Here is a 20,627-nt window from a genome sequence, read left to right as displayed (position 1 = left end):
GATCAGATCAGGACTGCTTCAGGAACATCGACGTGAACTCGAAGATGCCCTGTGTCGGGTCGTTGATCGCGTGCCCGATGTTCGTGCCTGCCGGCATGTTGCTGGAGCTGTAGTAGAGCGGCAGAACCGGGAGGTACTTCTCCAGGATCTCCTTGTCGATCTTCGACCACTCCTTCAGCTGGTCGTCCGGGCTCTTCGCCGTGATGGCGTCGATCTCGGCGTCCAGGGCCTTGTCCTCCAGCTGACCGACGCTGTTGCCCAGCGGGATCGCGTCGGACTTGAACAGCACCGGGAACCAGCTGGTGCCGCTCGGCCAGTCGGAGCACCAACCGGTCGGGGTCTTGCCGATGTTGACCGGAGCGTCCTGCTTGCCCGTGTAGGTACGGATCTGGGCCTTCGGGACACCGATCGCGCGGACCTTGAAGCCGGCCTTCTCGAACGCCTGCTTGCGCAGCTGGGTGGTCTGCGTCGAGATCTTGTCGTCGATCGAGTAGTACCAGCTGAGCTCGAAGTTCGACTTGCCGATCTTGGCCAGCTCGTCCTTGACCTCCTTGGCGACCGCCGGGTCGTCGGCGCCCTTACCGGTTCCGTTCAGGCCCGGCAGCTCGTACTTCTCGTAGCCCGGGACGGCCGGCGGCAGGATCGTGGACGACGGCGGGTCGTCGGTCGGGTTCAGACCGGCAACCTTGCGCCACGAGTCGTACGGGTGCGCCTTGGCGATCAGCTTGCGGACGTCCAACGGAATCTTCCGGGTGTCCATCGTGTACATGATGTTGCACGGGGACTGACCCTTGACGAGCTGCGACTGGTCCTTGACCTCAGGAAGCAGCGAGACGTCCAGGTTCTCGTAGTTCACCGCGTTCGCGTCCGGACCGGAGCTGGCCAGCACCTGGCGCTGGGCCTTGATCAGGTCCTGGCTGAACTTGAAGTCCCAGCCGTCGACGTACTGGTGCCGCACCGGGTCGGTGTTCGGGTCCCAGCTCGGGTTCTTGGTGAGCTTGAGCTCGGTACCCGGGGTGTACGACGCGACCTGGTACGGGCCGGTCGTCATCGGGTGCTGCTCGTAGTTCTTCTGGGTGTCCTTCGCCTTCGGGATCGGCGTGAACATCGGGAAGGCCGCGTAGTACGGCAGGTCGTCGAACTTCTTCGCCAGGTGGATGACCAGGGTGTGGTCGTCCGGCGTCTCGACGCCGTCGTACTTGTCGCCGCCGGCGACGTACGGGCCCTTGTAGGTGTCGCCGTCCTTGAAGAACTGCAGCTGGTACGTGGGTCCGGCGTCGTACAGCTCGTGCGCGAACGACCGCTTGATCGCGTACGCGTAGTCCTCGGCCTTGACCGGGGTGCCGTCCATGTACTTGATGCCCTGCTTGAGCTTGAACGTCCAAGTCAGGCCGTCGTCCGAACGCGTACCAAGGTCCTCGGCGAGGTCCGGAACCAGTACCGGCTTGTGGTCCGGGCCGTCCAGGCGGTACTGGGTCAGACCGCGGTAGAACAGCTTGCCGATCTGGTTACCGTCGACGTAGTAGATGTTCGTCGGGTCGAAGGTGTCCGGAGTGGTGTCGGACAGCACGGTGATCGTGCCGCCCTTCTTCGCGCCGTCTACGTCAGGGGCCGGACCTTTTGCAGTGGGGTCCGTAGCCTTGATTTGGGCGCCGCCCACATTGTTCGTGTCGCCCTTGTTGCCGCTGTTCGAGGACGGGCTGCCACAGGCCACGGCGGCCAGCATGACCGTCGCCGCAACCGCGGTTATCCGTTTCCACTGCATGGTCGGGTTTCTCCTTTTCTGCCGCTGGGGCAATCGCCGAACTACCGGCGAGTCTTGGGGTCGAAGGCGTCCCGGACCGCGTCTCCGAGCAGCGCCAGCGAGAGCACCAGACCGGTGATCCCGACAACAGGCAGCCACAGATACAGCGGGTCGGCCTTGAACCAGTTGGTGGCGACGGAGATCGTCTGGCCCCAGGAGGGCTTCGGTTCGACCAGTCCGACACCGAGGAACGACAAACCAGCCTCTGCCGTGACGTACGCAGGCAGCGACAACGAGGCCGAGATGACGATCGGGGCGACCAGGTTCGGCAGCAGCTCCTTGAACAGGACCTGCCGGGTCGGCACACCGATTGCCTTGGCGGCGAGTACGAACTCACGTTCGCGCAACGACAGCACCTCGCCGCGGATGATCCGGGCCAGGCCGGCCCAGCCGAAGAACGCCAGCACGAAGATCAGTACGTAGAACCGGATGTTCGCCTGATCCTCGGGAGTGAGGTTGAACGAGCCGCCGCGCATCGACTCGACGATCGGCACCAGCGCGATCGCGAACAGCAGGTACGGCAGGCTCAGTACGAAGTCGATCAGCCAGGAGATCACCCGGTCGACCCAGCCGCCGAGGAAGCCGGCCAGCAGGCCCATCACGACACCCACCGCGGTACCGATGACGGTCGCGACGAACGCGATGATCAGCGACGGCTGCGCGCCGAACACCCAGCGCGCGAAGTTGTCCCGGCCGGTCTTCGGCTCGACGCCGAACCAGTGCTGGCCGGTGATCCCGATCGTCGGGTAGCCGTACTCGTCGATCAGGTCGGTGTTGAACGTGTGCACGTCCTGACCCTCGAGCCGGGTCAGCAGCGGCGCCAGCACCGCGATCAGGATGAAGAACAGCACGACCGACGCGCAGATCACCGCGACCCGGTCCTTGCGGAGCCGGTCGAAGGCGATCCGGCCCGGGGACTTGCCGTGCGGAGTGGCGGCCGTGCGGGCCGGCTCCGCCGAGGCCGGGTGTTCTTCGACCCCTACGGTCGAGTCGGGCGACCCAATACTCATTCGCACTCCGTCGGTTCAGTCGGCTGGATTTCGCCTCGGTTGATCCGGCACTTATCGGTGGATAGCGTGCCGGGCCTTTGCTGTGTGGCTTTGCTGTGTGGCGGGCTCTCGTCAAATCCCCTTGACAACCGAATCCCCCACAACCGCGCGCTAGCTTGCCTGACACTGTGACACCAAACCAGCGGTGCCCGGCACCAGTGCACGAATCGTTACCGGAACGGGTACTCGAACGGAACATTTGCCCCGTTTCGTCACCCAGTGCAGTCAATCCTTCGCAAAACGCGTCGGCACAGCACCGACAGTGGCCATTTTGTGCCAGGTTCTTACACAGTGTGACGAACTGACGCGTTCGGTCGCAGTCAGTGGCACCGGTCGGTTAACGCACATGAACCGTCACGAACGGCGGTTTCACGACGTCGAAGATTTCCTGCCGGCCGCGGATGTCGACACTCACCTGATCGCCCTCTTTCACCGCCGCGTCGAGCAGTGCCAACGCGACGCCTTTCTTCAGCGTCGGTGAGAACGTTCCCGAGGTGACTTCACCGAGTGCCGTCCCCGATTGATCCAGAACGGCCATGTGCGGCCGCGGAATACCGCGCCCGGCGGCGCGCAGACCGCGCAGGATCCGGGCCGGCCCTTGCTCCTTCTCGGCGCGCAGCGCGGCGTCGCCCCAGAAGTGCTCCTTCTTCCAGCCCACGGCCCAGCCGGACCGGGCCTGGACGGGCGTGATGTCCGGCGAGATGTCCTGACCGTGCAGCGGGTAGCCCATCTCGGTCCGCAGCGTGTCCCGGGCGCCCAGTCCGGCCGGGACGATGCCGTACTGCTCGCCGGCCTTCAGGAGCGCGTCGAAGACCGCCACCGCGCCTGCGTTCGGTACGACGAGCTCGTAGCCGCGCTCGCCGGTGTAGCCCGTACGGCAGACCACAACCGGCGTACCGCTGACATCGGCGGTCGCGAAGGCCATGTAGTCGTGACCGATCGGCAGGCCGATCGCGGAGACCACGTCGTCGCTGTGCGCGCCCTGGACCGCGAGGATCGCGTAGTCGTCGTGCACGTTCGTCACCTCGACACCCTCGGGGGCGTCGGCCTGGAGCAACCGGACCACCTCGGCGGTGTTCGCCGCGTTCGGGATCAGGAACACGTCGTCGTCGGCGTGCAGGTACGCGATCAGGTCGTCGACCACTCCCCCGCGCGCGTTGCAGCACAGTGTGTACTGCGCCTGGCCGGGTGCGATCTTGCCGAGATCGTTGGTCAGGCAACTGTTCACGTACGCGGCGGCGCCCGGACCCTTCACGGTCGCCTTGCCGAGGTGGCTGACGTCGAAGACGCCGACCGACGTCCGGACCGCAGTGTGCTCGGCCACCACGCCGCTGTACTCCAAGGGCATCTCCCAGCCGCCGAACTCGGCGAACTTCGCGCCGAGCGCGACGTGCCGCTCGTGCAACGGGGACTTCTTCAAATCGGTCGACTCGGTCATGGAGCGCAAACTACCCGACGCGTAGCATGCGGGAGCAGCTTGCACGTACCGTCACGACCGGCCGTCTGAGTCGCCGGTCAAGGAGGACTGAGGATTTCGTGACCACCATCACCCTGAGCAAGTCCGATGCCGCCGGCGTCAAGACCGACGCCGTGGTCATCGGCGTGGTCAAACTCGGCGGCGCCGTCACTCTGCCGGCCGGCACCGAGTCGCTGAACGCCGCGTACGGCGGGAAGTTGGTGGAGGTGCTGTCCGGCCTCGGCGCCACCGGCAAGGTAGGAGAGGTGACCAAGGTGCCCGGCGCGAAGCCGGGCAGGTCCGCGACGCTGATCGCGGTCGGTCTGGGTTCGGCGCCGGACGATTCGCTGAAGACCGAGGACCTGCGGGCCGCGGCCGGCACCGGCGTGCGCGCCGCGAAGACCTCGCAGTCGGTCGCGTTCGCGCTGCCGGCGCCGGACGCCGAGTGCGTGCGGGCGATCGCCGAGGGCGCGCTGCTGGGGCGCTACGCGTTCACGGCGTACAAGTCGGGTGACGGTGCCGACGACGTACCGGGCAACCTGATCGTGCTCACCGACCTGGCCCGGAACAAGGACGCCAAGGCCGCGCTCGAGCGCGCCCAGGTGACCGCTGATGTCGTCTCCCAGGTGCGTGACTGGGTCAACACGCCGCCGTCGGACCTGCACCCGGCCGAGTTCGCCGCCGACGCCGTCAAGCTCGGCAAGGAGTACGGCGTCAAGGTCGAGGTCCTCGATGAGAAGGCGCTCGCGAAGGGTGGCTACGGCGGCATCCTCGGCGTCGGCCAGGGCTCGGTGAACCCGCCGCGGCTGGTTCGCCTGACCTACACCCCGCGCAAGGCCGTCACGCACCTCGCGTTCGTCGGCAAAGGCATCACCTTCGACTCCGGCGGTCTCTCGCTGAAGACGTCGAACGGCATGGTGAGCATGAAGTCCGACATGGCCGGTGCGGCCGCGGTGATCGGCGCGACGCTGGCGATCGCGCGGCTCGAGCTGCCGGTCCGGGTGACGGCGTACGCGGCGATGGCCGAGAACATGCCGTCCGGTTCGGCCGCGCGGCCGTCCGACGTCCTGACCATGTACGGCGGCAAGACCGTCGAGGTGCTGAACACCGACGCCGAGGGCCGGCTGGTGCTCGGCGACGCGCTGGTCCGGGCGTCGCAGGACGAGCCCGACCTGATCGTCGACGTGGCGACGCTGACCGGCGCCTGTGTCGTTGCCCTGGGCACCAAGGTGGCCGGCGCCTTCGGGAACGCCGACAGCGCCCGGGACCGGGTCGTGGACGCGGGCCTCGCGGCCGGTGAGTCGCTCTGGCCGCTGCCGATCCCGGGCGAGATGCTCGACAAGCTGAAGTCGCACTCCAAGGTCGCGGACCTGGCGAACATCACCGGCGAGCCGTGGGGCGGCGCGCTCGCCGCGGCCGCGTTCCTCGGCGACTTCGTTGCCGATGGCATCGACTGGGTCCACCTGGACGTCGCCGGTCCTGCGTTCAACGACGGCGGCGCGTCGGGATACACCCCGACCGGCGGCACCGGTTATGCCGTGCGCACACTCGTAGAACTCGCCGCTTCGGCCGGCTGACATTGCGGCCGGGTCTGACCGCTCTGGTCAGGCCTGGCCGTTCCTCTTCATGCGGGCGTTGTACTCGCGCATGCGGGGCGGGTAACCGACCACGGCGGCGTCGTACGACGGGATGCCGAGGCGGTTCGCGAAGTCGTGGGCCCATTTGACCGACGGGACCCGGCGGCGGGTCCACTCACCGTCGATCGCGACGAGCAGCAGTGTGTACTCGGTGACCGCGGTGCGCGGCTCGACGAACCCCTCCACGCCTTGCCGGGTCTGGGCGAACTCACGCAGGTGCGCCTGGTCCGGGGAGTCCGCCCGGCGCATCGTTCCGGCCTTCCGCCGGCGACCGAACCACTTCATGGGTGTAAGTGTCCACTATCTGTGCAAGTCGGGCCCGGAATCCTGGATAACGGTTGCGCCTGCTCGCGGCGGGCACGCCGGGACCGGCCCGGACGTGGATCCGGACGGAATCGGTGAAAAGATGACGCCGGGCCGGCCCCGCGATCCGGGGACCCCCGCCTCGACCAGACCCACGGAGGAACCTGTGACTGACACCCCGACGAGCAGCGGCACGACGTACGACCTGGTGATTCTCGGCGGCGGCAGCGGGGGCTACGCCGCCGGACTGCGCGCCGCGACGCTCGGCCTGTCCGTGGCGCTGGTGGAGAAGGACAAGGTCGGCGGGACCTGTCTGCACCGTGGCTGCATCCCGACCAAGGCGCTGCTGCACGCCGCCGAGGTCGCGGACTCCGCGCGCGAGGGTGAGCAGTTCGGCGTCCGGACGACGCTCGAGGGCGTCGACATGGGCGGCGTGAACAAGTACAAGGACAGTGTCGTCGACCGGCTGTTCAAGGGTCTGCAGGGACAGTTGAAGTCCCGCGGCATCACCGTGATCGAGGGCGAGGGGCGACTGACCTCCCCGACGACGGTCCAGGTCGGTGACACGACGTACACGGGCCGCAACGTCATCCTTGCCTCCGGCTCCTACTCCCGGTCGCTGCCCGGTCTCGAGCTGGACGGGAACCGGGTGATCGCGAGCGAGCACGCCCTGACGCTGGACCGGGTTCCGGAGTCGGCAGTGGTGCTCGGCGGCGGGGTGATCGGGGTCGAGTTCGCGTCCGCGTGGACCTCGTTCGGCACCCGCGTGACGATCGTCGAGGCGCTGCCGCGGTTGGTACCTGCCGAGGACGCCGACAGCTCGAAGGCCCTGGAGCGTGCCTTCCGGAAGCGCAAGATCACCTTCAAGACCGGCACTCCGTTCGAGTCGGTGCAGGTCACTGATTCTGGCGTACGGGTAAGCCTCGCGGGCGGTGAGGTGATCGAGGCCGAGGTGCTGCTGGTCGCCGTCGGCCGCGGCCCGAACACGGCCGGCCTCGGGTACGAAGAGGTCGGCGTCACGCTCGACCGTGGTTTCGTCACCGTCGACGCGACGCTGCAGACCAGCGTGCCCGGCGTGTACGCGGTCGGCGACATCGTGCCGGGGCTGCAGCTCGCCCACCGCGGGTTCCAGCAGGGCATCTTTGTCGCGGAGCACCTCGCGGGCCTGTCGCCGACCCCGATCGACGAGTCCGGGATCCCGCGGGTCACGTACTCCGAGCCCGAGGTCGCATCGGTCGGACTGACCGAGGAGCAGGCGCGGGCGAAGTACGGCGAGGTCGACGTCCTGAACTACCCGCTCGGCGCGAACGGCAAGTCGCAGATCCTGAAGACGACCGGCTTCGTGAAGCTGGTCCGGGCGCGCGACGGCGCGGTCGTGGGGCTGCACATGGTCGGCTCCCGCGTCGGCGAGCTGATCGGCGAGGCGCAGCTGATCTACAACTGGGAGGCGTACCCCGCCGATGTGGCGCCACTCGTCCACGCCCACCCGACCCAGAACGAGGCCCTCGGCGAGGCCCATCTCGCACTCGCCGGGAAACCTTTGCACTTCCATGACTGAGCCTGCTGGAACCTTTGAGTAGGTTTGGAGCTGCTGGGCGTGCAGGGCCTCGTGACCCGGATCCTGCCCGCTCCGGCGGCACCGTAGGCTGACACTCGACCGATCAGACGAAGGAGCAACGACCGTCATGCCGACCTCTGTATCCCTGCCGGCCCTCGGGGAGAGCGTCACCGAAGGAACCGTCACCCGCTGGCTCAAGCAGGTCGGTGACACCGTTGCCGTCGACGAGCCCCTGCTGGAAGTGTCGACCGACAAGGTGGACACCGAGATCCCGAGCCCTGTCGCCGGCACCCTGCTGGAGATCAAGGCTGCCGAAGACGAGACCGTCGAGGTCGGCGCCGAACTCGCCGTCATCGGCGACGCCGGCGAAGCCACCTCCACCCCGGCCGCCGCCGAGCCTGCAGCTGAAGCCGACCCGGCTGAGGCCGCTCCGGCTGAGGCCGCTCCCGCTGCTGAGGCTCCGGCTGCTCCTGCTGCTGCCCCGGCTGCCGCTCCGGCACCTGCTGCTGCTCAGGCTGCGGCTCCTGCTCCGGCTGCTGAGGCTCCTGCTGCGGCGCCCGCCGCTGCTGAGGCTGCTCCTTCTGGTGGTGCTGCTTCCGGTACTTCGGTGACCCTGCCGGCCCTCGGCGAGAGCGTCACCGAAGGAACCGTCACCCGCTGGCTCAAGCAGGTCGGCGACGACGTAGCCGTGGACGAGCCCCTGCTCGAAGTCTCCACCGACAAGGTCGACACCGAGATCCCGAGCCCGGTCGCCGGCAAGCTCCTGGAGATCAAGGTCGCCGAAGACGAGACCGTCGAGGTAGGCGCCGAACTCGCAGTAGTCGGCTCCGGCAACCCTGCCGCCGCACCAGCTGCCGCTCCGGCCGCCCCCACCGAGGCAGCCGCCGCACCAGCCCCGCCTGCACCCGCTCCGGCCGCTGCACCCGCTCCGGCCACTGCACCTGCCCCGGCCGCCGCTCCTGCACCGGCTCCGGCCCCTGCCCCAACTGCCGCACCCGCTCCGGCTGCCGCACCCGCTCCGGCTCCCGCCGCGGCGCGCGCTGCCGCTCCGGCACCTGCTGCAGCTCCGGCACCTGCTGCAGCTCCGGCACCTGCTGCGCCCGCCGTACCGGCTGCCGCTCCCTCCCCGAACGGTGCTGCTGCCGACGGCCCGAACTACGTCACCCCGCTGGTCCGCAAGCTGGCCGCGGAGCACGACGTCGACCTGAACGCAGTACAGGGCACCGGCGTCGGCGGACGGATCCGCAAGCAGGACGTGATCTCCGCTGCCGAGGCGAAGAAGGCCGCCGCGGCTGCACCCGCCGCTCCGGCTGCCCAGGCCCCTGCCGCCGCGGCCGCGAAGGCTCCGACGATCAGCCCGCTGCGTGGCACGACCGAGAAGATGAGCCGGATCCGCAAGGCGATCGCGGCCCACATGGTCAACAGCCTGAAGGTCTCCGCCCAGCTGACCACGGTGGTCGAGGTCGACGTGACCGAGATCGCCAAGCTGCGGAATGCGAAGAAGGCCGAGTTCGAGGCCCGCGAAGGCACCAAGCTGTCGTTCCTCCCGTTCTTCGCACTCGCTGCGGTCGACGCGCTGAAGCAGTACCCGAAGCTGAACGCGTCGATCGACGACGAGAAGGGCGAGATCACGTACCACGCCGCCGAGCACCTCGGCATCGCGGTGGACGTGGAGCGCGGCCTGATGGTCCCGGTCGTGCACAACGCAGGCGACCTGAACATCGCCGGCCTGGCGAAGAAGATCGCCGACCTCGCCGAGCGCACCCGGAACAACAAGGTGCTGCCGGACGAGATGGCGGGCGGCACCTTCACCATCACCAACACCGGTAGCCGCGGCGCGCTCTTCGACACCCCGATCCTGAACCAGCCGCAGGTCGGCATGCTCGGGACCGGCGCCGTCGTGAAGCGCCCGGTCGTCATCACCCACCCGGAGCTCGGCGAGACCATCGCGATCCGCCAGATGGTTTACCTGGCCCTGACCTATGACCACCGCCTGGTGGACGGCGCCGACGCGGCCCGTTACCTGACGGCGGTCAAGCAGCGCCTCGAAGAGGCCCAGTTCGACGTCTGATCCGCTCGGGCACCGGCGCCGGCGACTGTCTCCCTCGGGGACGGGCACCGGCGCCGCTGCATTTCCCTTCCTGACAAGGAGCAGAGCCGATGAAAGAGCAGAGCCGATGAAATACGTGCTGGCCGGCGCCTCCGGCTTCCTCGGCAAGGCGCTCACCCGCGACTTGGTTGCCGACGGCCACCAGGTCCTCCGCCTGGTACGCCGCACCCCGTCGGCGCCGGACGAGATCCGCTGGGATCCGGCCCGCGGTGACTTGGACCCCGCCGCACTCGACGATCCAGACGTCCTGGTGAACCTGGCCGGCGCGAACATCGGCCGCCCGTGGACACCGACGTACCGCCTCGCGATCCGCGAGAGCCGGATCAGCACCACCTCGACGCTTGCCGCAGCCGCGACCCAACTCGACCGCCGACCGGTATTCATCACCCAGAGCGGCATCGGCGGATACGGCATGGACCTCGGCGACCGGATCCTCACCGAAGACTCCGAACTCGGCGAAGGCTTCCTCTCCGACGTCGTACGGCTGTGGGAAGGTGCCCTCGAGCCCGCCCGCGCCGCGGGCAGCAGGGTCGCGGCACTCCGCACGGGCGTCGTCCTGGACGGCAAGGCCCCGGCGTTCCAGTTGATGTCCATCCCCTTTCGGCTCGGCGTCGGCGGGCGACTCGGATCGGGAACGCAGTACTTCCCTGTGGTCTCGCTGACCGACTGGATCCGCGCCGTCCGGTACGTCGCGGACAACGACAGCCTCAGCGGTCCGGTGAACGTTGCGCTGCCGACGCCCGCAACGAACATCGAGTTCACCGAAGCGCTCGCCACTGCGCTGCACCGGCCGTCGTTCGTGCCGGTGCCGGCTGCGTTGATGAAGGCAGCCCTCGGCGAGTTCGCCTGGGAACTGCTCGGCAGCAAGCGCGCGCTGCCGACTCGGCTCCAGGCCGCCGGATTCGCCTTCCACCACCCCACCGTCACCTCCGCACTCTCGGCAGCTCTGGCTTAACCGGTCCTCTTACACATCCCCTTCGGCTCCGCAGGTTTCAGCAGTGACTTGTCGTCGATCGGGCTGGCGACTGGAGGCTCTCCCGGCTAGTGTTCTGGCGGGGCGCCTCCAGGGTTCGCTGGGCGCCCTCCCCGGTACCGCCACTTCTACCGGGAAGGAGCGCCTCTGATGGTGCTTGACCAGCTCGTTGTCACCGAGTACGACCTCGGTACGCTCACCGCCGTTCGGCCGCTGTTCTCCAGCGTCAACGAGACGTACGCCGTCGAGTTCGGCTCGACCAGGTACGCACTGCGCGTTCACCGCGCCGACCCGTGGTGGATCGCGCACGAGGACGAGCTCCGTTTCGAACTCGACCTGCTCCGCCATCTGGACCGGAACGGGATTGCCGTGCCGGTCCCGATCGACCGCACGAACGGTGATCCGCTCGGTCGGCTCGAGGACGGCCGTTACTACACGCTGTTCAGTTGGGCGCCAGGCCGTCCCGGCGAGGGGAGCCTGAAGCGGGTACGACTCGTGGGCGAGACGCTCGCCTGCATCCACGTCGCGTCAGACGGCTTCACGAGCCCGCACCGCCGGTACCACCTGGATCAGGCCAACCTGCTCGACCGCTACCTCGCCAAGCTTCGCCCGGATGCCCCTCAGGCCGCTGTCATCGAGGAGCACGCCGCCGCGATCCGGCGCCGGCTCGCGGCGTTCGACCCCGGGCCAACCGGCTGGGGCGTCGTGCACGGTGACGTGCAGAGCCTGGACTTCCACTTCACCGACGACGACCGGATCACGTTCCTCGACTTCGACCTGGCCGGGTACGGCTGGCGCATCTATGACATCGCGTACTACGTGACCCGCATCCGGGAGCAGCACCGGCGGCCGTTCCTGAACAGCTACGAGTCCGTCCGGCCGCTGACCGACGCCGAACGCGAGATGATTCCCACGGTCGGTCGGCTCGCATGGATCCGTGAGGAAATCGGTGCGAGAGAACTGGTCAAGAGGCTGCGCAAGCCCTACATGACGGATGCGTGATTCGCTCTGCCTCCCACAGCTATTACGGGTCACCGCCGCTGTACGCCGCGGGTCCTACCTGGCTACATGGACTACACCGTGTTACGTCTCAGGACATCGCGGCCGCTCTGGGGTCAGCTCCGGCCGCTCCAGTTGATTCCTCCGGGGCGATATTGCGAATCGCACAGGATGCTGTCGCCGGGCTGCCACGTGCACAGGTAGAGCTGGTTGCCGTCGGGGTCGGACAGCACCCAGGCGGACGGTGCGCCCTCGTCGCTGACGAGGGCGCCGCCGGCAGCCAGCGCGGCGTCGATGCGTGGCCGTACCTGGCTCGGGTCGACCCAGATGTGCGGATGCCAGACTCGCTGTGAGGATCGAGCATCTGCGGTCTGGAACCAGATCATCGGCAGCCCCGTACGGGGGTCGCCGACATCACCCCACTCTTCGGTGCCGATGACATGGTGAGAGTCCAGCACAGCGGCCCAGAACGGCGCGATCTTGTCGTAGGCCGCCGTGTCCAGGCCGAGCTCGATTCGGGTGAGGCTGCCGCATTCGAGTTCCACGCCGGCGGCAGCGGCGATCTCGGTGACCTGACGCGCCAGCATCACGTCGATGTCGGTCACGCCGCCGCCATCACGGCTGGACAGCCGGACATCGACTTGAGAGCGCCGCAGGTCAAGCTCTGCGTGATGGCCGAGGGCTTCGGCGGCCTGGCCGATCGACCCCACCAGCCGGAGCCCTTGGGCGAAGCTCTCGGTATGGATCCGGGTCTCCAGGCCGCCCTGCCCGAACGACAGCAGCAGGGTCCAGCCGTCGAGTCCTGCTACGGCGACCTGCTGCCCGGTCAGCACCTGTGTGGTCATGAATGGTCTCCCTCTCGCTGCCCCACATCCGGGCCGGATCGCCCGGACGTTCTGAGACCGTACGAAACAAAACCGGCCAGCCGTATGTCCTGTTTTTCTGCTAATTTGCCGATATGCGCGCCGAGCGCCTGGTGGCGATTGCGCTGCTGCTGCAAGCGCACCGAAGGATGACCGCACCCGAGCTGGCGCGGCGCCTCGACGTTTCCGAGCGAACGATCCGCCGAGATCTGGAAGCGTTGCTGCTCTCCGGCCTGCCGCTGTACTCCGAACGCGGCCGCGGGGGTGGCTGGGCATTGCTCGACGGTCCTGCGATCAACCTCTCGGCGTTGACCGCGCAGGAGGCGCAGGCACTGTTCTTGGTGACCGGGCCGGAACTGCTGGCCGGCCTCGGGCTGGAACAGGGGATCACCTCGGCGGTCCGCAAGCTGCTCGCAGCCCTCCCGGCCAACACTCGCGAGCAGGCCGACCGGACTCGGCAGGCCATACACATCGACCCCACCCGGTGGGGGCGACCCGCGCAGCCTGCGCCTTCCACGCTCCTGCCGTTGCGCGACGCCGTGATTGCCGGAGTCCAAGTAGACCTCACCTACGCCCCACCAGGAGCCGATGCCGCGGTGCACCGCGTCCATCCGTACGGGCTGGTTTCCAAGAGCTCTGTTTGGTATCTCGTCGCCGGCGCGGCGTCGGGCCTGCGAACCTTTCGCGTCTCCTGGACCACCAATGCCGGCATCACCACCGAATCCGTCGAGCGGCCCGACGACTTCGACCTCATCCGGGCCTGGGAGGACGTCAACCGCCGCCATGTGCCCTGCTCGAGCAATCGGGTCGAAGTAGAGTTCCAGGTTCGCCCGGCAGATCTTGGCCGAGTCACGTTGGCGCTTTCGGAAGACACCCAACTCCGGCCGATCGACACCGGCACCGGCACGGGACACCGGTTCACCGCGACCTTCAACTCGGTCCGAGAGGCGGCCTGTGAGCTGATCTACCTCGGCGAGGGCGTCCAGGTACTCGAACCGGCGTCCGTACGGGCGGAGCTGGTGCGAATCGGCCACAGGCTGATCGCGGCACATACCCCGAAATGGTGACGGCCGACCAGCGAACGCACCTTGCCGACCCGGCTCCAGGCCGGCGGATTCGTCTTCGACCATCCCACCATCACCTCCACACTCTCGATTGCCCCAGCTAACCAGATTTTGCGTAATCGAACAAATGTTCTAATGTCGTCGCATGACAGCAGTCGCCGATCCGACGCAGGAGCAGCCCTCATGGCTCACGCCTGCCTTTACCGCTCGGATGACTGCCGAACTGTCGGCCGAGTCGGCCGCGATGGAGGCCGTCGGTGCATCGGTGCCCCCGGCTGATCTCTGCGTCCCGGGCGGTCGCGATGAGGAGAACGGCCTGTGGTTCGTGGACTGGGAGGACCCTTACAACGACCCGTACGACGAGTTGCCGCCGATGTCGCGGGTCGATGCGTTGGAGTGGGAGTTGTGGGCAGGTGTTGAGCAGGACGAGGCCGAGCGTGAGATGTTGCGCCGCAGGGCGCCGGCGTGGGTGTTCCTGCCGCCGGGCGGGGAACTGGCTGCGGAGCTGGAGTTGCTGCGTCCGCAGTGTGAGTCGCCGGTCGCGTTGATCGAGGCGATGAAGGCCGCGGCGCGGATGGAGGCCTGGGCGGCCGCGATCAAGGCCGCCGCGATGGCCTCGTTCTACCGGCAACGCAAAACCCAAGCGGCCGAGATACCGCGCCCGGCCCGGCTCGACTCCTCCGGCCGCCCGGTCGACCCCGAACGGTCCTGGACCGCCGAGATCGGCGCCGCGCTGCACCTGTCCGAGCCCACCGCCGGCCGGCACGTCGACACCGCCCTGCACCTGACCAGCACCCTGACCGCCACCCACACCGCTTTGCGTTGTGGTGCGCTGACCTGGTCCAAAGCACTGTCCATCTCCGAAGCCACCCGCGACCTGCCCCGCGACGCCGCCCAGGCCGTCGAATCCCACGTCCTGCGCCGCGCCCCCGGCCAGACCCACCGCAACCTGCAAGCCTCCCTGCGCCGCCAGGTCGCCAAACACGCCGCCAAAACCGAGGCCGACGACCACCAGGCCGCCGCCGCCGAACGCACCTGCAAAATCGTGCCCCTCCCCAACGGCATGGCCGGCCTGTGGATCGTCCACACCGCCGACAAAATCCAGCAAGCCTGGATCGCCATCCAAGCCATCACCGACCTCACCAAACGCGAAACCCCCAACACCCCACCCACCGGGACCGCCACACCCACCGGTACCGCCACACCCACCGGTACCGCGCAGTCCGCCGCACCCACCCGACCCGCCCGACCCGCTGAGCCTGCTGAGACCGCTGAGACTGCTGAGCCTGCGGAGACTGCGGAGTCGGCTGAGACCGCCGAGTCGACAGTCACCAACTCCGCACGCTCACCGCGACACACCAACGACGAAGACAGCACAGACACCAGCACCAGCACCAGCAACGGCAACGGCACTGCCACCGGCAGCGGCAGCGGCAGCGGCAGCGGCAGCGGCAGCGGTAAGGACGCCGGCAAGCGGACTGCGCCACAACGCCGCGCCGACGTCGTCGCCGACCTGTTCCAGCACATCCTGCACAACGGACTCGACTGGCTCGAACGCCGACTCCCCGACCAACACCGCAGACGCCCCCACATCGAAGTCCTCATCCCCATCACCACACTGATCGAGATGGACAACGACCCCTGCGAACTCACCGGCTACGGACCCATCCCCGCCACCATGGCCCGCCGCATCGCCACCGACGGCACCTGGCGCCGACTCCTCACCGACCCCACCAACGGCACCATCCTCGAAGCCTCCACCACCCGCCACGACCCCGGCACACTCGTCACCGAAACCCTCCTCGCCCGCCACCCCACCTGCGCCTGGCCCGGCTGCAACCGCACCTCCAGAGAATGCGACCGCGACCACACCACCCCGTTCACCCAAACCAAACAAACAACCCTCACCGGCCTCGTCCCCTACTGCGAATACCACCACGTCATCAAAGACACCCCCGCCTGGGGATGGAAAACCACCAGCCACCCCAACGGCTCCGTCACCCTCACCACCCCCACCGGCCACCGCTACACCACCGTCCCACCCGCCCGCGGCCCCATCACCCCCAAACCCACCCAACAACCACCCAGCAGCCCAGCAGACGACCCGCCGCCCTACTGACGCAACAGACCGCCGACCTGACTGCTGGTCGAACGGGATCCCCCCATGGCCGACCACATACCGCCACTGGCGTCGACCCAACGCTCAGTCATGGTGTCGATTGAGCGCCTACACCTCCGAACCGCAGCAGCTCCAGTGCAAGCACACGATCCAACCCAACGGCTTCAGACCGGCGGTTCTCGACCAACTGCTCCACCAGGTAGATGCGGTGGTCGCCCCAACGGTTCTCGCGGGGCTCCTGAGCCAACGGTCATAACCAGCAATTCCCAAGCCAGCAGTAGAAACCAGCGGTCGGCGATGTGCCTGGGCCAAGACTCGGAGCGGCGTTTCCTCAACCTCCGTCTACACAGATGCCGAGTGCCCTCGGAGGTTCTGCTGGCGCGAGGTCAGGCCTGTGTGATGGTGCTGATGCGCCATGTCGGAGTGGCCCGCGTCTCAGGTTGCGTTGGCGTGGTGGTCAGCGTGATGAGTCGGGTTGTCGGACGGCCGGGCGGGAGTGGAGTCTTCGTACCGGCGTGATCGACAGCCTCGCCGGCCGTCAGGCGGTCGGTTGTTCTGAGGGTCACCGTTGTCGCCGTGTGGCGGGTGATTACGGTGCGGTCGATCGTAATCCGGAGCCCTCGAACGCGAACGTTCTGCTTGCGGTACTTCGACAACAACGCGCGGTCAGCGACCCATGGAGAACTACCCGGTACGTAGATGTCATCGAGAACATCCAGGTCGAGAGTCCAGAAAGCCCCTGACCGCTGGGCATCCAGCGCCTCCAGCGTCCGGATCCACGCCGCCACATCGGCAGAGGAACTCGTGGGCCCGACCGACGGGTTCTCAACCGTCGACGACGGCCGCGCCGGTGTCGGCATCAGCGGGCTCGCCGGCGTCGACGGTTGTGCGGATGTGGCGAGCCTGGTCGGCTGGCTCGACTGTGCAGTTGTGGGCTGCGTCGCCTGCGTCGGGTTGGTGTCTAGCGGCTGGGTTGGCGCGGGCGGTGTCGAGTGCCTGGCTGCGGCGCCGGTTGAGGGCGCGGGTTCCGTCGGGAGCGCGGACGTCCACCGTGCCGTGGACTGAGTTGATGCCGACGCCGGTTGTGCGTCAGCAGCGGTGTCGACCGTCCGTACGGCCGCGATCCCGATCGCGAGCACCACGACAGCGCCCGCAGCAGCCGCCGCGAGAACGCCGTACGCCGGATGTGCGAACCGGCCGAAGGTACGCCCACCGACCACCGCCCGACCACGCCGCCGCCGCCGACGACGTAGCCCGCCCCGGCCCCACATCCCATCACCACCGCGCAGTCCCCCACCGCTACGCGCAATGTGCCCATGACGCGCATCTCCACCCGCACGCGGATCACCATCACCACCAGGATCTGCGTCACCGCCAGTGCCAGTGCCAGGGACAGCGCCAACACGTCCGTCGCCAACTGCCCCCGAGTCACCATCACCACCAGCAGGTACGTCACCACCGGTGCAAGGGGCAGCGCCAGCACGTCGGTTGCCACTTACACGCGGGTCAGCATCGGCACGCTCGTCGGCACTAGCGCCCAGGTCGCAACTGGGACCGGCGTCGACGCCAGCCTGCACGTGGACATCAACCGTGTCGTCAGCATCAGGATGTACGTCGGCGCTAGTCCGCGGATCACCACCAACAGGTACGTCGGCGCTGATTCGTGGATCCGCAACAGCGTGTTCCGCGCGCCCAGCGCCTGGAGCGGCAGCACGACGCTCGGGGGCACCGGTATGTACGTCGCCGCCGCCTACGTCGCGGCCACCGCTCACGTCAGGGCCACCGCTTACGTTGGCACCACCCTTTACGTCGGCGGCACCCATACGCGCCGCAGCTGAGGAGTGCGTGCCGGCATCAGTGTGCGGGGCGGGGTTGCCCGTGTCACCTTGGGGTGCAAGTGGTGGCGCGGTGCGCGGTGGGGTTCCTGCTGCGTGTCCGTTTGGACTGCTGTGGGGTGGATTGGCGGAGAGTTGGGCGTTGGTGTGGGGCAGCGGGGCGTCGTGGGGTGGCGCGATCGTCCAGGTGGGTGCGTTGAGGCTGGGGTGAAGATCGGCTTTGGGGAGAAGGTCGGCTGCGGAGGAAAGGTCAGCGCTGGGCTGAGCGTCTGCCTCTGGGGCGGGGTGAAGGTGGGCTTGGTAGGGGGTTCGAGCGGTGCGGGTGGTGCGGATCGCGCGGCCTTGGCGGGTTTTGGTGCGGCGGGTGGTACGTGGGCGCTTCATGCCGCGCTTGCTGGTTGTTGCGGGGGCGGGATCGGAGGGTTGGGATCCGGCGGTTGGGGTTGGCCGGGAGGTCGGGGCGTCTGACGGAGGTGGGGCCAGGGGGCCGCGGGAGATGGCTGGTGCCTCGTCATCGTCAGTTGGGTCGTCGGGTGAGGACGGCGGCCGTTCGTGGGTGGCGTCGGCGGGGCTGGGTGAGGTCGAGTTCTGCTCGGGGTTGGGTGATAGCTGGTCACGAGGAAGGCCGGGGGTGGACGGGTCGGGGGTGGACGGGGCGAGCGGGTGCGTGGCGTCGCCTGCAGATGCAGCCGGGCCCGTGCGGCGGACAGGTCCGGTAGGAGGGTGGGCCGTCAATGGTGAACCCACGATTGGGCTCGGAGGTTGCGATGCCGTAGGCAGGTGCGGTGCTGAGGGCAGGTGCGGTGCCACAGGCAGTTGCGGTGCCGAGGGCAGTTGCGATTGCGACGGATGTAGCGCTGCTGGTGGAGCCTGCGGTGTCGGTGGAACCTGCGGTTTCCATGGATGTTGCGGCTTCCACGGATGGGTGGGGTGCGCGAAGTCGTCTGCGGGGTCGTTGGGCCGCTCGTTGGAGTTTGCCGGCGCGCCTGGCTGCTCGGCGGACGCAGCAGGTGCGTATGCCACCCAGTCAGAACCGGGCTGTGGACTTTGCGGGGCACTCGATCCGGCAGTTGCGTCCGGTGCGGTGCCAGAGGTCGCGGGTGCAGTCGAGTCGTCGATTGAACTGGTGCGCGCGTCCGATGCTCCGTTGGGTGCGCTTGAGCCCGTGAACTCGGGGGTTGTCCCAGGCGCGGTGGGTGGCGTGGATGCGGTTGGTGACTCAGAGACGGTTGGTGACTCAGAGGCGGTAGGCGGCGCAGAGACGGTTGGTGACTCAGAGGCGGGTGGGGCAGAGGCGGTAGGCGGCGCCGAGGCAGTAGGCGGCGTGGCGGGGGTGGGTGCGGTGAGTGGGGTCGGGGTGGGGATGAGGGGGGTGGGTGGATAGAGACCTTCTGGGGGGATTTCTAGTTCTATGGGGGCTGGTGGGGAGAGGGTCAGGAGGCGGGCAGGGACGGTTTGGAGACGGGCCGTGGTGAACAGGGCGGGTGTGAAAGGGCCGGGGTCGGCGGCTGCTTGGTGGGCGAGGGTTGTCAGGGCTTGGATGTCGGCGGTGGGGCTGCCGGGGTGGAGTACGGAGTCGGTGAGGATGGGGCGGCCATCGGCGTCGAACAGGACGTTGGTGGGGGTGAGTGAGCCGTGGTTGAGGCCAGAGTCGTGAAGGTGGGACAGGGCCGAGGCGACGGGGGCCAGGAGGGTGACGAGCTCGCCGCGAGTCAGCGGGGCACGGCGGGTGAGGAGGGCGGCGAGGCTGCCTGCGGCCAGGTGCTGGCTGACCAGGATCCAACCGGTGTCCGTCTCCCGGAACTCGAGCAGCCGGGCCACGTGTGGGTGGCGGAGGCGGGACAGCATGCTGAGGTCCTCGCGGAGCCGGCGGCGGTCGGGAAGAGCGCTGATCGGGATGTGTTTGAGCACCGCGTTGCGGCCGGTCGCGCGGTCCCGGACCTGCCAGACGGTGCCGGCCGATCCGGAACCGAGCTGCCGGCGCAGGCTGTAACCGGCGAGGTCTGCGAGATCCATGTCCAAGAGGATGCACCGATCGCGACTTCCCCCGCGGAAGTTATCCACAGCCCCGGGCCGGAGCGCGTGCGGGCGGCGCCTACACTCGAAGGCGTGAGGGCTATCAAGTACGTGGAGGCCGGCTTCGGCGCCGATGCGGTGGACTACGAGACCGCGTGGGCCGAGCAACGGCGTCTGCACGCGGAAGTTGCCGAGGGCACCGGTTCCGACACGGTCATCCTGCTCGAGCACCCACCGGTGTACACGGCGGGCAAGCGTACCGAGCCGCATGAGCGTCCCCTGGACGGGACGCCGGTGGTCGACGTGGACCGTGGCGGCAAGATCACTTGGCACGGCCCCGGGCAGCTCGTTGGGTACCCGATCGTCAAGCTCGCCTCCCATGTGTACGTCGTGGACTACGTCCGGCGGCTCGAGGAGGCGCTGATCGGCGTCTGCACCGAGCTCGGCGTGAAGACCGGGCGGGTCAAGGGCCGCAGCGGCGTCTGGGTGGCGGCCGACGACCGCGGCCGGGAACGCAAGATCGCCGCGATCGGCATCCGGGTTGCCCAGGGCGTGACGATGCACGGCTTCGCGCTGAACTGCAGCAACGACCTGACCTGGTTCGATCGGATCGTCCCGTGCGGAATCTCCGATGCCGACGTGACCACGCTCTCCCAGGAGCTCGGGCGCGAGGTCACGATCGCCGAGATACTCGAGCCGGTCCGGCGCCATCTCGGCGAACTCCTCGCCTGGGACGAGTACGAGCGCAGCCCGGACATCGACCACCACGAGGAGCCACCCACGGCGATCACCTACGGGCTGACCGTCTGACGCTCCGCACCACCGTTGCACCCGCAGCCGC

At 68.2% G+C, this 20,627-nt stretch carries 17 protein-coding genes and 1 pseudogene; 11 read left to right on the top strand and 7 right to left on the bottom strand.

Annotated features, from left to right (window positions below; genetic code table 11):
- Nucleotides 1-7 precede the first annotated feature (7 nt).
- From ACGFI6_RS14020 to gcvT, 3 genes are all read right to left on the bottom strand, one after another.
- Nucleotides 8-1,765 carry an ABC transporter substrate-binding protein gene (locus ACGFI6_RS14020; RefSeq protein ID WP_393118345.1) on the bottom strand — a complete coding sequence of 586 codons (1,758 nt, stop codon included), beginning with the start codon at nucleotides 1,763-1,765 and terminating at the stop codon, nucleotides 8-10.
- Nucleotides 1,766-1,806: 41 nt separating this feature from the next.
- Nucleotides 1,807-2,814, bottom strand: coding sequence for an ABC transporter permease (locus ACGFI6_RS14015; protein ID WP_393118343.1), 1,008 nt, complete (start codon nucleotides 2,812-2,814; stop codon nucleotides 1,807-1,809).
- Nucleotides 2,815-3,190: 376 nt separating this feature from the next.
- Nucleotides 3,191-4,291, bottom strand: coding sequence for a glycine cleavage system aminomethyltransferase GcvT (gene gcvT, locus ACGFI6_RS14010; RefSeq protein WP_393118341.1), 1,101 nt, complete (start codon nucleotides 4,289-4,291; stop codon nucleotides 3,191-3,193).
- Between the two features lie 98 nt (nucleotides 4,292-4,389).
- Here gcvT and ACGFI6_RS14005 point away from each other — a divergent pair, with 98 nt between their 5' ends.
- Nucleotides 4,390-5,886: a leucyl aminopeptidase gene (locus tag ACGFI6_RS14005; protein ID WP_393118336.1), complete on the top strand. Its 1,497-nt coding sequence runs from the start codon at nucleotides 4,390-4,392 to the stop codon at nucleotides 5,884-5,886.
- Nucleotides 5,887-5,913: 27 nt separating this feature from the next.
- On the opposite strand, the gene ACGFI6_RS14000 is transcribed toward ACGFI6_RS14005, so the two are convergent.
- The gene (locus ACGFI6_RS14000; protein ID WP_393118334.1) at nucleotides 5,914-6,231 is read right to left on the bottom strand and encodes a hypothetical protein; all 318 of its coding nucleotides are present in this window, start codon (nucleotides 6,229-6,231) and stop codon (nucleotides 5,914-5,916) included.
- Between the two features lie 184 nt (nucleotides 6,232-6,415).
- Between ACGFI6_RS14000 and lpdA the strand changes: the two genes are divergently transcribed.
- The 4 genes from lpdA to ACGFI6_RS13980 all read left to right on the top strand — a co-directional run bounded on the left by lpdA (nucleotide 6,416) and on the right by ACGFI6_RS13980 (nucleotide 11,892).
- Complete coding sequence (gene lpdA, locus ACGFI6_RS13995) at nucleotides 6,416-7,807, top strand: dihydrolipoyl dehydrogenase (RefSeq protein WP_393118332.1); 1,392 nt, start codon at nucleotides 6,416-6,418, stop codon at nucleotides 7,805-7,807.
- A gap of 127 nt (nucleotides 7,808-7,934) precedes the next feature.
- The gene (gene sucB / locus ACGFI6_RS13990; protein ID WP_393118330.1) at nucleotides 7,935-9,878 is read left to right on the top strand and encodes a 2-oxoglutarate dehydrogenase, E2 component, dihydrolipoamide succinyltransferase; all 1,944 of its coding nucleotides are present in this window, start codon (nucleotides 7,935-7,937) and stop codon (nucleotides 9,876-9,878) included.
- A 106-nt stretch (nucleotides 9,879-9,984) separates the two neighbouring features.
- Nucleotides 9,985-10,872, top strand: coding sequence for a TIGR01777 family oxidoreductase (locus ACGFI6_RS13985; protein WP_393118328.1), 888 nt, complete (start codon nucleotides 9,985-9,987; stop codon nucleotides 10,870-10,872).
- A gap of 168 nt (nucleotides 10,873-11,040) precedes the next feature.
- Complete coding sequence (locus tag ACGFI6_RS13980) at nucleotides 11,041-11,892, top strand: phosphotransferase (protein ID WP_393118326.1); 852 nt, start codon at nucleotides 11,041-11,043, stop codon at nucleotides 11,890-11,892.
- 113 nt (nucleotides 11,893-12,005) lie between these two features.
- Here the strand turns inward: ACGFI6_RS13980 and ACGFI6_RS13975 are convergent, their stop codons facing one another.
- Nucleotides 12,006-12,734, bottom strand: coding sequence for a 4a-hydroxytetrahydrobiopterin dehydratase (locus ACGFI6_RS13975; RefSeq protein ID WP_393118324.1), 729 nt, complete (start codon nucleotides 12,732-12,734; stop codon nucleotides 12,006-12,008).
- Nucleotides 12,735-12,847: 113 nt separating this feature from the next.
- On the opposite strand from ACGFI6_RS13975, the gene ACGFI6_RS13970 reads away from it, so the two are divergent.
- Together ACGFI6_RS13970 and ACGFI6_RS13965 are read left to right on the top strand one after the other, a co-directional pair.
- Complete coding sequence (locus tag ACGFI6_RS13970) at nucleotides 12,848-13,819, top strand: helix-turn-helix transcriptional regulator (RefSeq protein ID WP_393118322.1); 972 nt, start codon at nucleotides 12,848-12,850, stop codon at nucleotides 13,817-13,819.
- A gap of 142 nt (nucleotides 13,820-13,961) precedes the next feature.
- Complete coding sequence (locus tag ACGFI6_RS13965; protein ID WP_393118320.1) at nucleotides 13,962-15,935, top strand: DUF222 domain-containing protein; 1,974 nt, start codon at nucleotides 13,962-13,964, stop codon at nucleotides 15,933-15,935.
- Nucleotides 15,936-16,321: 386 nt separating this feature from the next.
- On the opposite strand, the gene ACGFI6_RS13960 is transcribed toward ACGFI6_RS13965, so the two are convergent.
- Nucleotides 16,322-16,795, bottom strand: coding sequence for a hypothetical protein (locus tag ACGFI6_RS13960; protein ID WP_393119764.1), 474 nt, complete (start codon nucleotides 16,793-16,795; stop codon nucleotides 16,322-16,324).
- Here ACGFI6_RS13960 and ACGFI6_RS13955 point away from each other — a divergent pair.
- The 3 genes from ACGFI6_RS13955 to ACGFI6_RS13945 all read left to right on the top strand — a co-directional run bounded on the left by ACGFI6_RS13955 (nucleotide 16,740) and on the right by ACGFI6_RS13945 (nucleotide 17,773).
- On the top strand, nucleotides 16,740-17,000 hold the full coding sequence (locus ACGFI6_RS13955) for a hypothetical protein (protein WP_393118318.1): 261 nt from the start codon (nucleotides 16,740-16,742) through the stop codon (nucleotides 16,998-17,000). The genes ACGFI6_RS13960 and ACGFI6_RS13955 overlap by 56 nt on opposite strands.
- Before the next feature lie 17 nt (nucleotides 17,001-17,017).
- Nucleotides 17,018-17,188, top strand: coding sequence for a hypothetical protein (locus tag ACGFI6_RS13950; RefSeq protein WP_393118316.1), 171 nt, complete (start codon nucleotides 17,018-17,020; stop codon nucleotides 17,186-17,188).
- A gap of 63 nt (nucleotides 17,189-17,251) precedes the next feature.
- Entirely contained in the window at nucleotides 17,252-17,773 is a 522-nt protein-coding gene (locus tag ACGFI6_RS13945) for a hypothetical protein (protein ID WP_393118314.1), read from the top strand.
- Between the two features lie 1,581 nt (nucleotides 17,774-19,354).
- On the opposite strand, the pseudogene ACGFI6_RS13940 reads toward ACGFI6_RS13945, so the two are convergent.
- Nucleotides 19,355-19,786 (bottom strand): annotated as a pseudogene (locus ACGFI6_RS13940) (protein kinase); the annotation flags it as partial.
- Nucleotides 19,787-19,879: 93 nt separating this feature from the next.
- On the opposite strand from ACGFI6_RS13940, the gene lipB reads away from it, so the two are divergent.
- The gene (gene lipB, locus ACGFI6_RS13935) at nucleotides 19,880-20,596 is read left to right on the top strand and encodes a lipoyl(octanoyl) transferase LipB (RefSeq protein ID WP_393118312.1); all 717 of its coding nucleotides are present in this window, start codon (nucleotides 19,880-19,882) and stop codon (nucleotides 20,594-20,596) included.
- Nucleotides 20,597-20,627: the final 31 nt, after the last annotated feature.

This window comes from Kribbella sp. NPDC048928 (genome assembly GCF_043197975.1).
Lineage (GTDB): Bacteria > Actinomycetota > Actinomycetes > Propionibacteriales > Kribbellaceae > Kribbella.
The sequence above is the reverse complement of the archived record's forward strand: the minus strand, read 5'-3'. Positions and strand labels throughout refer to the sequence as shown.

Excerpts from the sequence above, each read along its gene's own strand:
- ACGFI6_RS14020 (WP_393118345.1), bottom strand. The coding sequence starts at position 1,765 with ATGCAGTGGAAACGGATAACCGCGGTTGCGGCGACGGTCATGCTGGCC.
- ACGFI6_RS14015 (WP_393118343.1), bottom strand. The coding sequence starts at position 2,814 with ATGAGTATTGGGTCGCCCGACTCGACCGTAGGGGTCGAAGAACACCCG.
- gcvT (WP_393118341.1), bottom strand. The coding sequence starts at position 4,291 with ATGACCGAGTCGACCGATTTGAAGAAGTCCCCGTTGCACGAGCGGCAC.
- ACGFI6_RS14000 (WP_393118334.1), bottom strand. The coding sequence starts at position 6,231 with ATGAAGTGGTTCGGTCGCCGGCGGAAGGCCGGAACGATGCGCCGGGCG.
- sucB (WP_393118330.1), top strand. The coding sequence starts at position 7,935 with ATGCCGACCTCTGTATCCCTGCCGGCCCTCGGGGAGAGCGTCACCGAA.
- ACGFI6_RS13985 (WP_393118328.1), top strand. The coding sequence starts at position 9,985 with ATGAAATACGTGCTGGCCGGCGCCTCCGGCTTCCTCGGCAAGGCGCTC.
- ACGFI6_RS13980 (WP_393118326.1), top strand. The coding sequence starts at position 11,041 with ATGGTGCTTGACCAGCTCGTTGTCACCGAGTACGACCTCGGTACGCTC.
- ACGFI6_RS13975 (WP_393118324.1), bottom strand. The coding sequence starts at position 12,734 with ATGACCACACAGGTGCTGACCGGGCAGCAGGTCGCCGTAGCAGGACTC.
- ACGFI6_RS13970 (WP_393118322.1), top strand. The coding sequence starts at position 12,848 with ATGCGCGCCGAGCGCCTGGTGGCGATTGCGCTGCTGCTGCAAGCGCAC.
- ACGFI6_RS13965 (WP_393118320.1), top strand. The coding sequence starts at position 13,962 with ATGACAGCAGTCGCCGATCCGACGCAGGAGCAGCCCTCATGGCTCACG.
- ACGFI6_RS13960 (WP_393119764.1), bottom strand. The coding sequence starts at position 16,795 with ATGCCGACACCGGCGCGGCCGTCGTCGACGGTTGAGAACCCGTCGGTC.
- ACGFI6_RS13945 (WP_393118314.1), top strand. The coding sequence starts at position 17,252 with ATGACGCGCATCTCCACCCGCACGCGGATCACCATCACCACCAGGATC.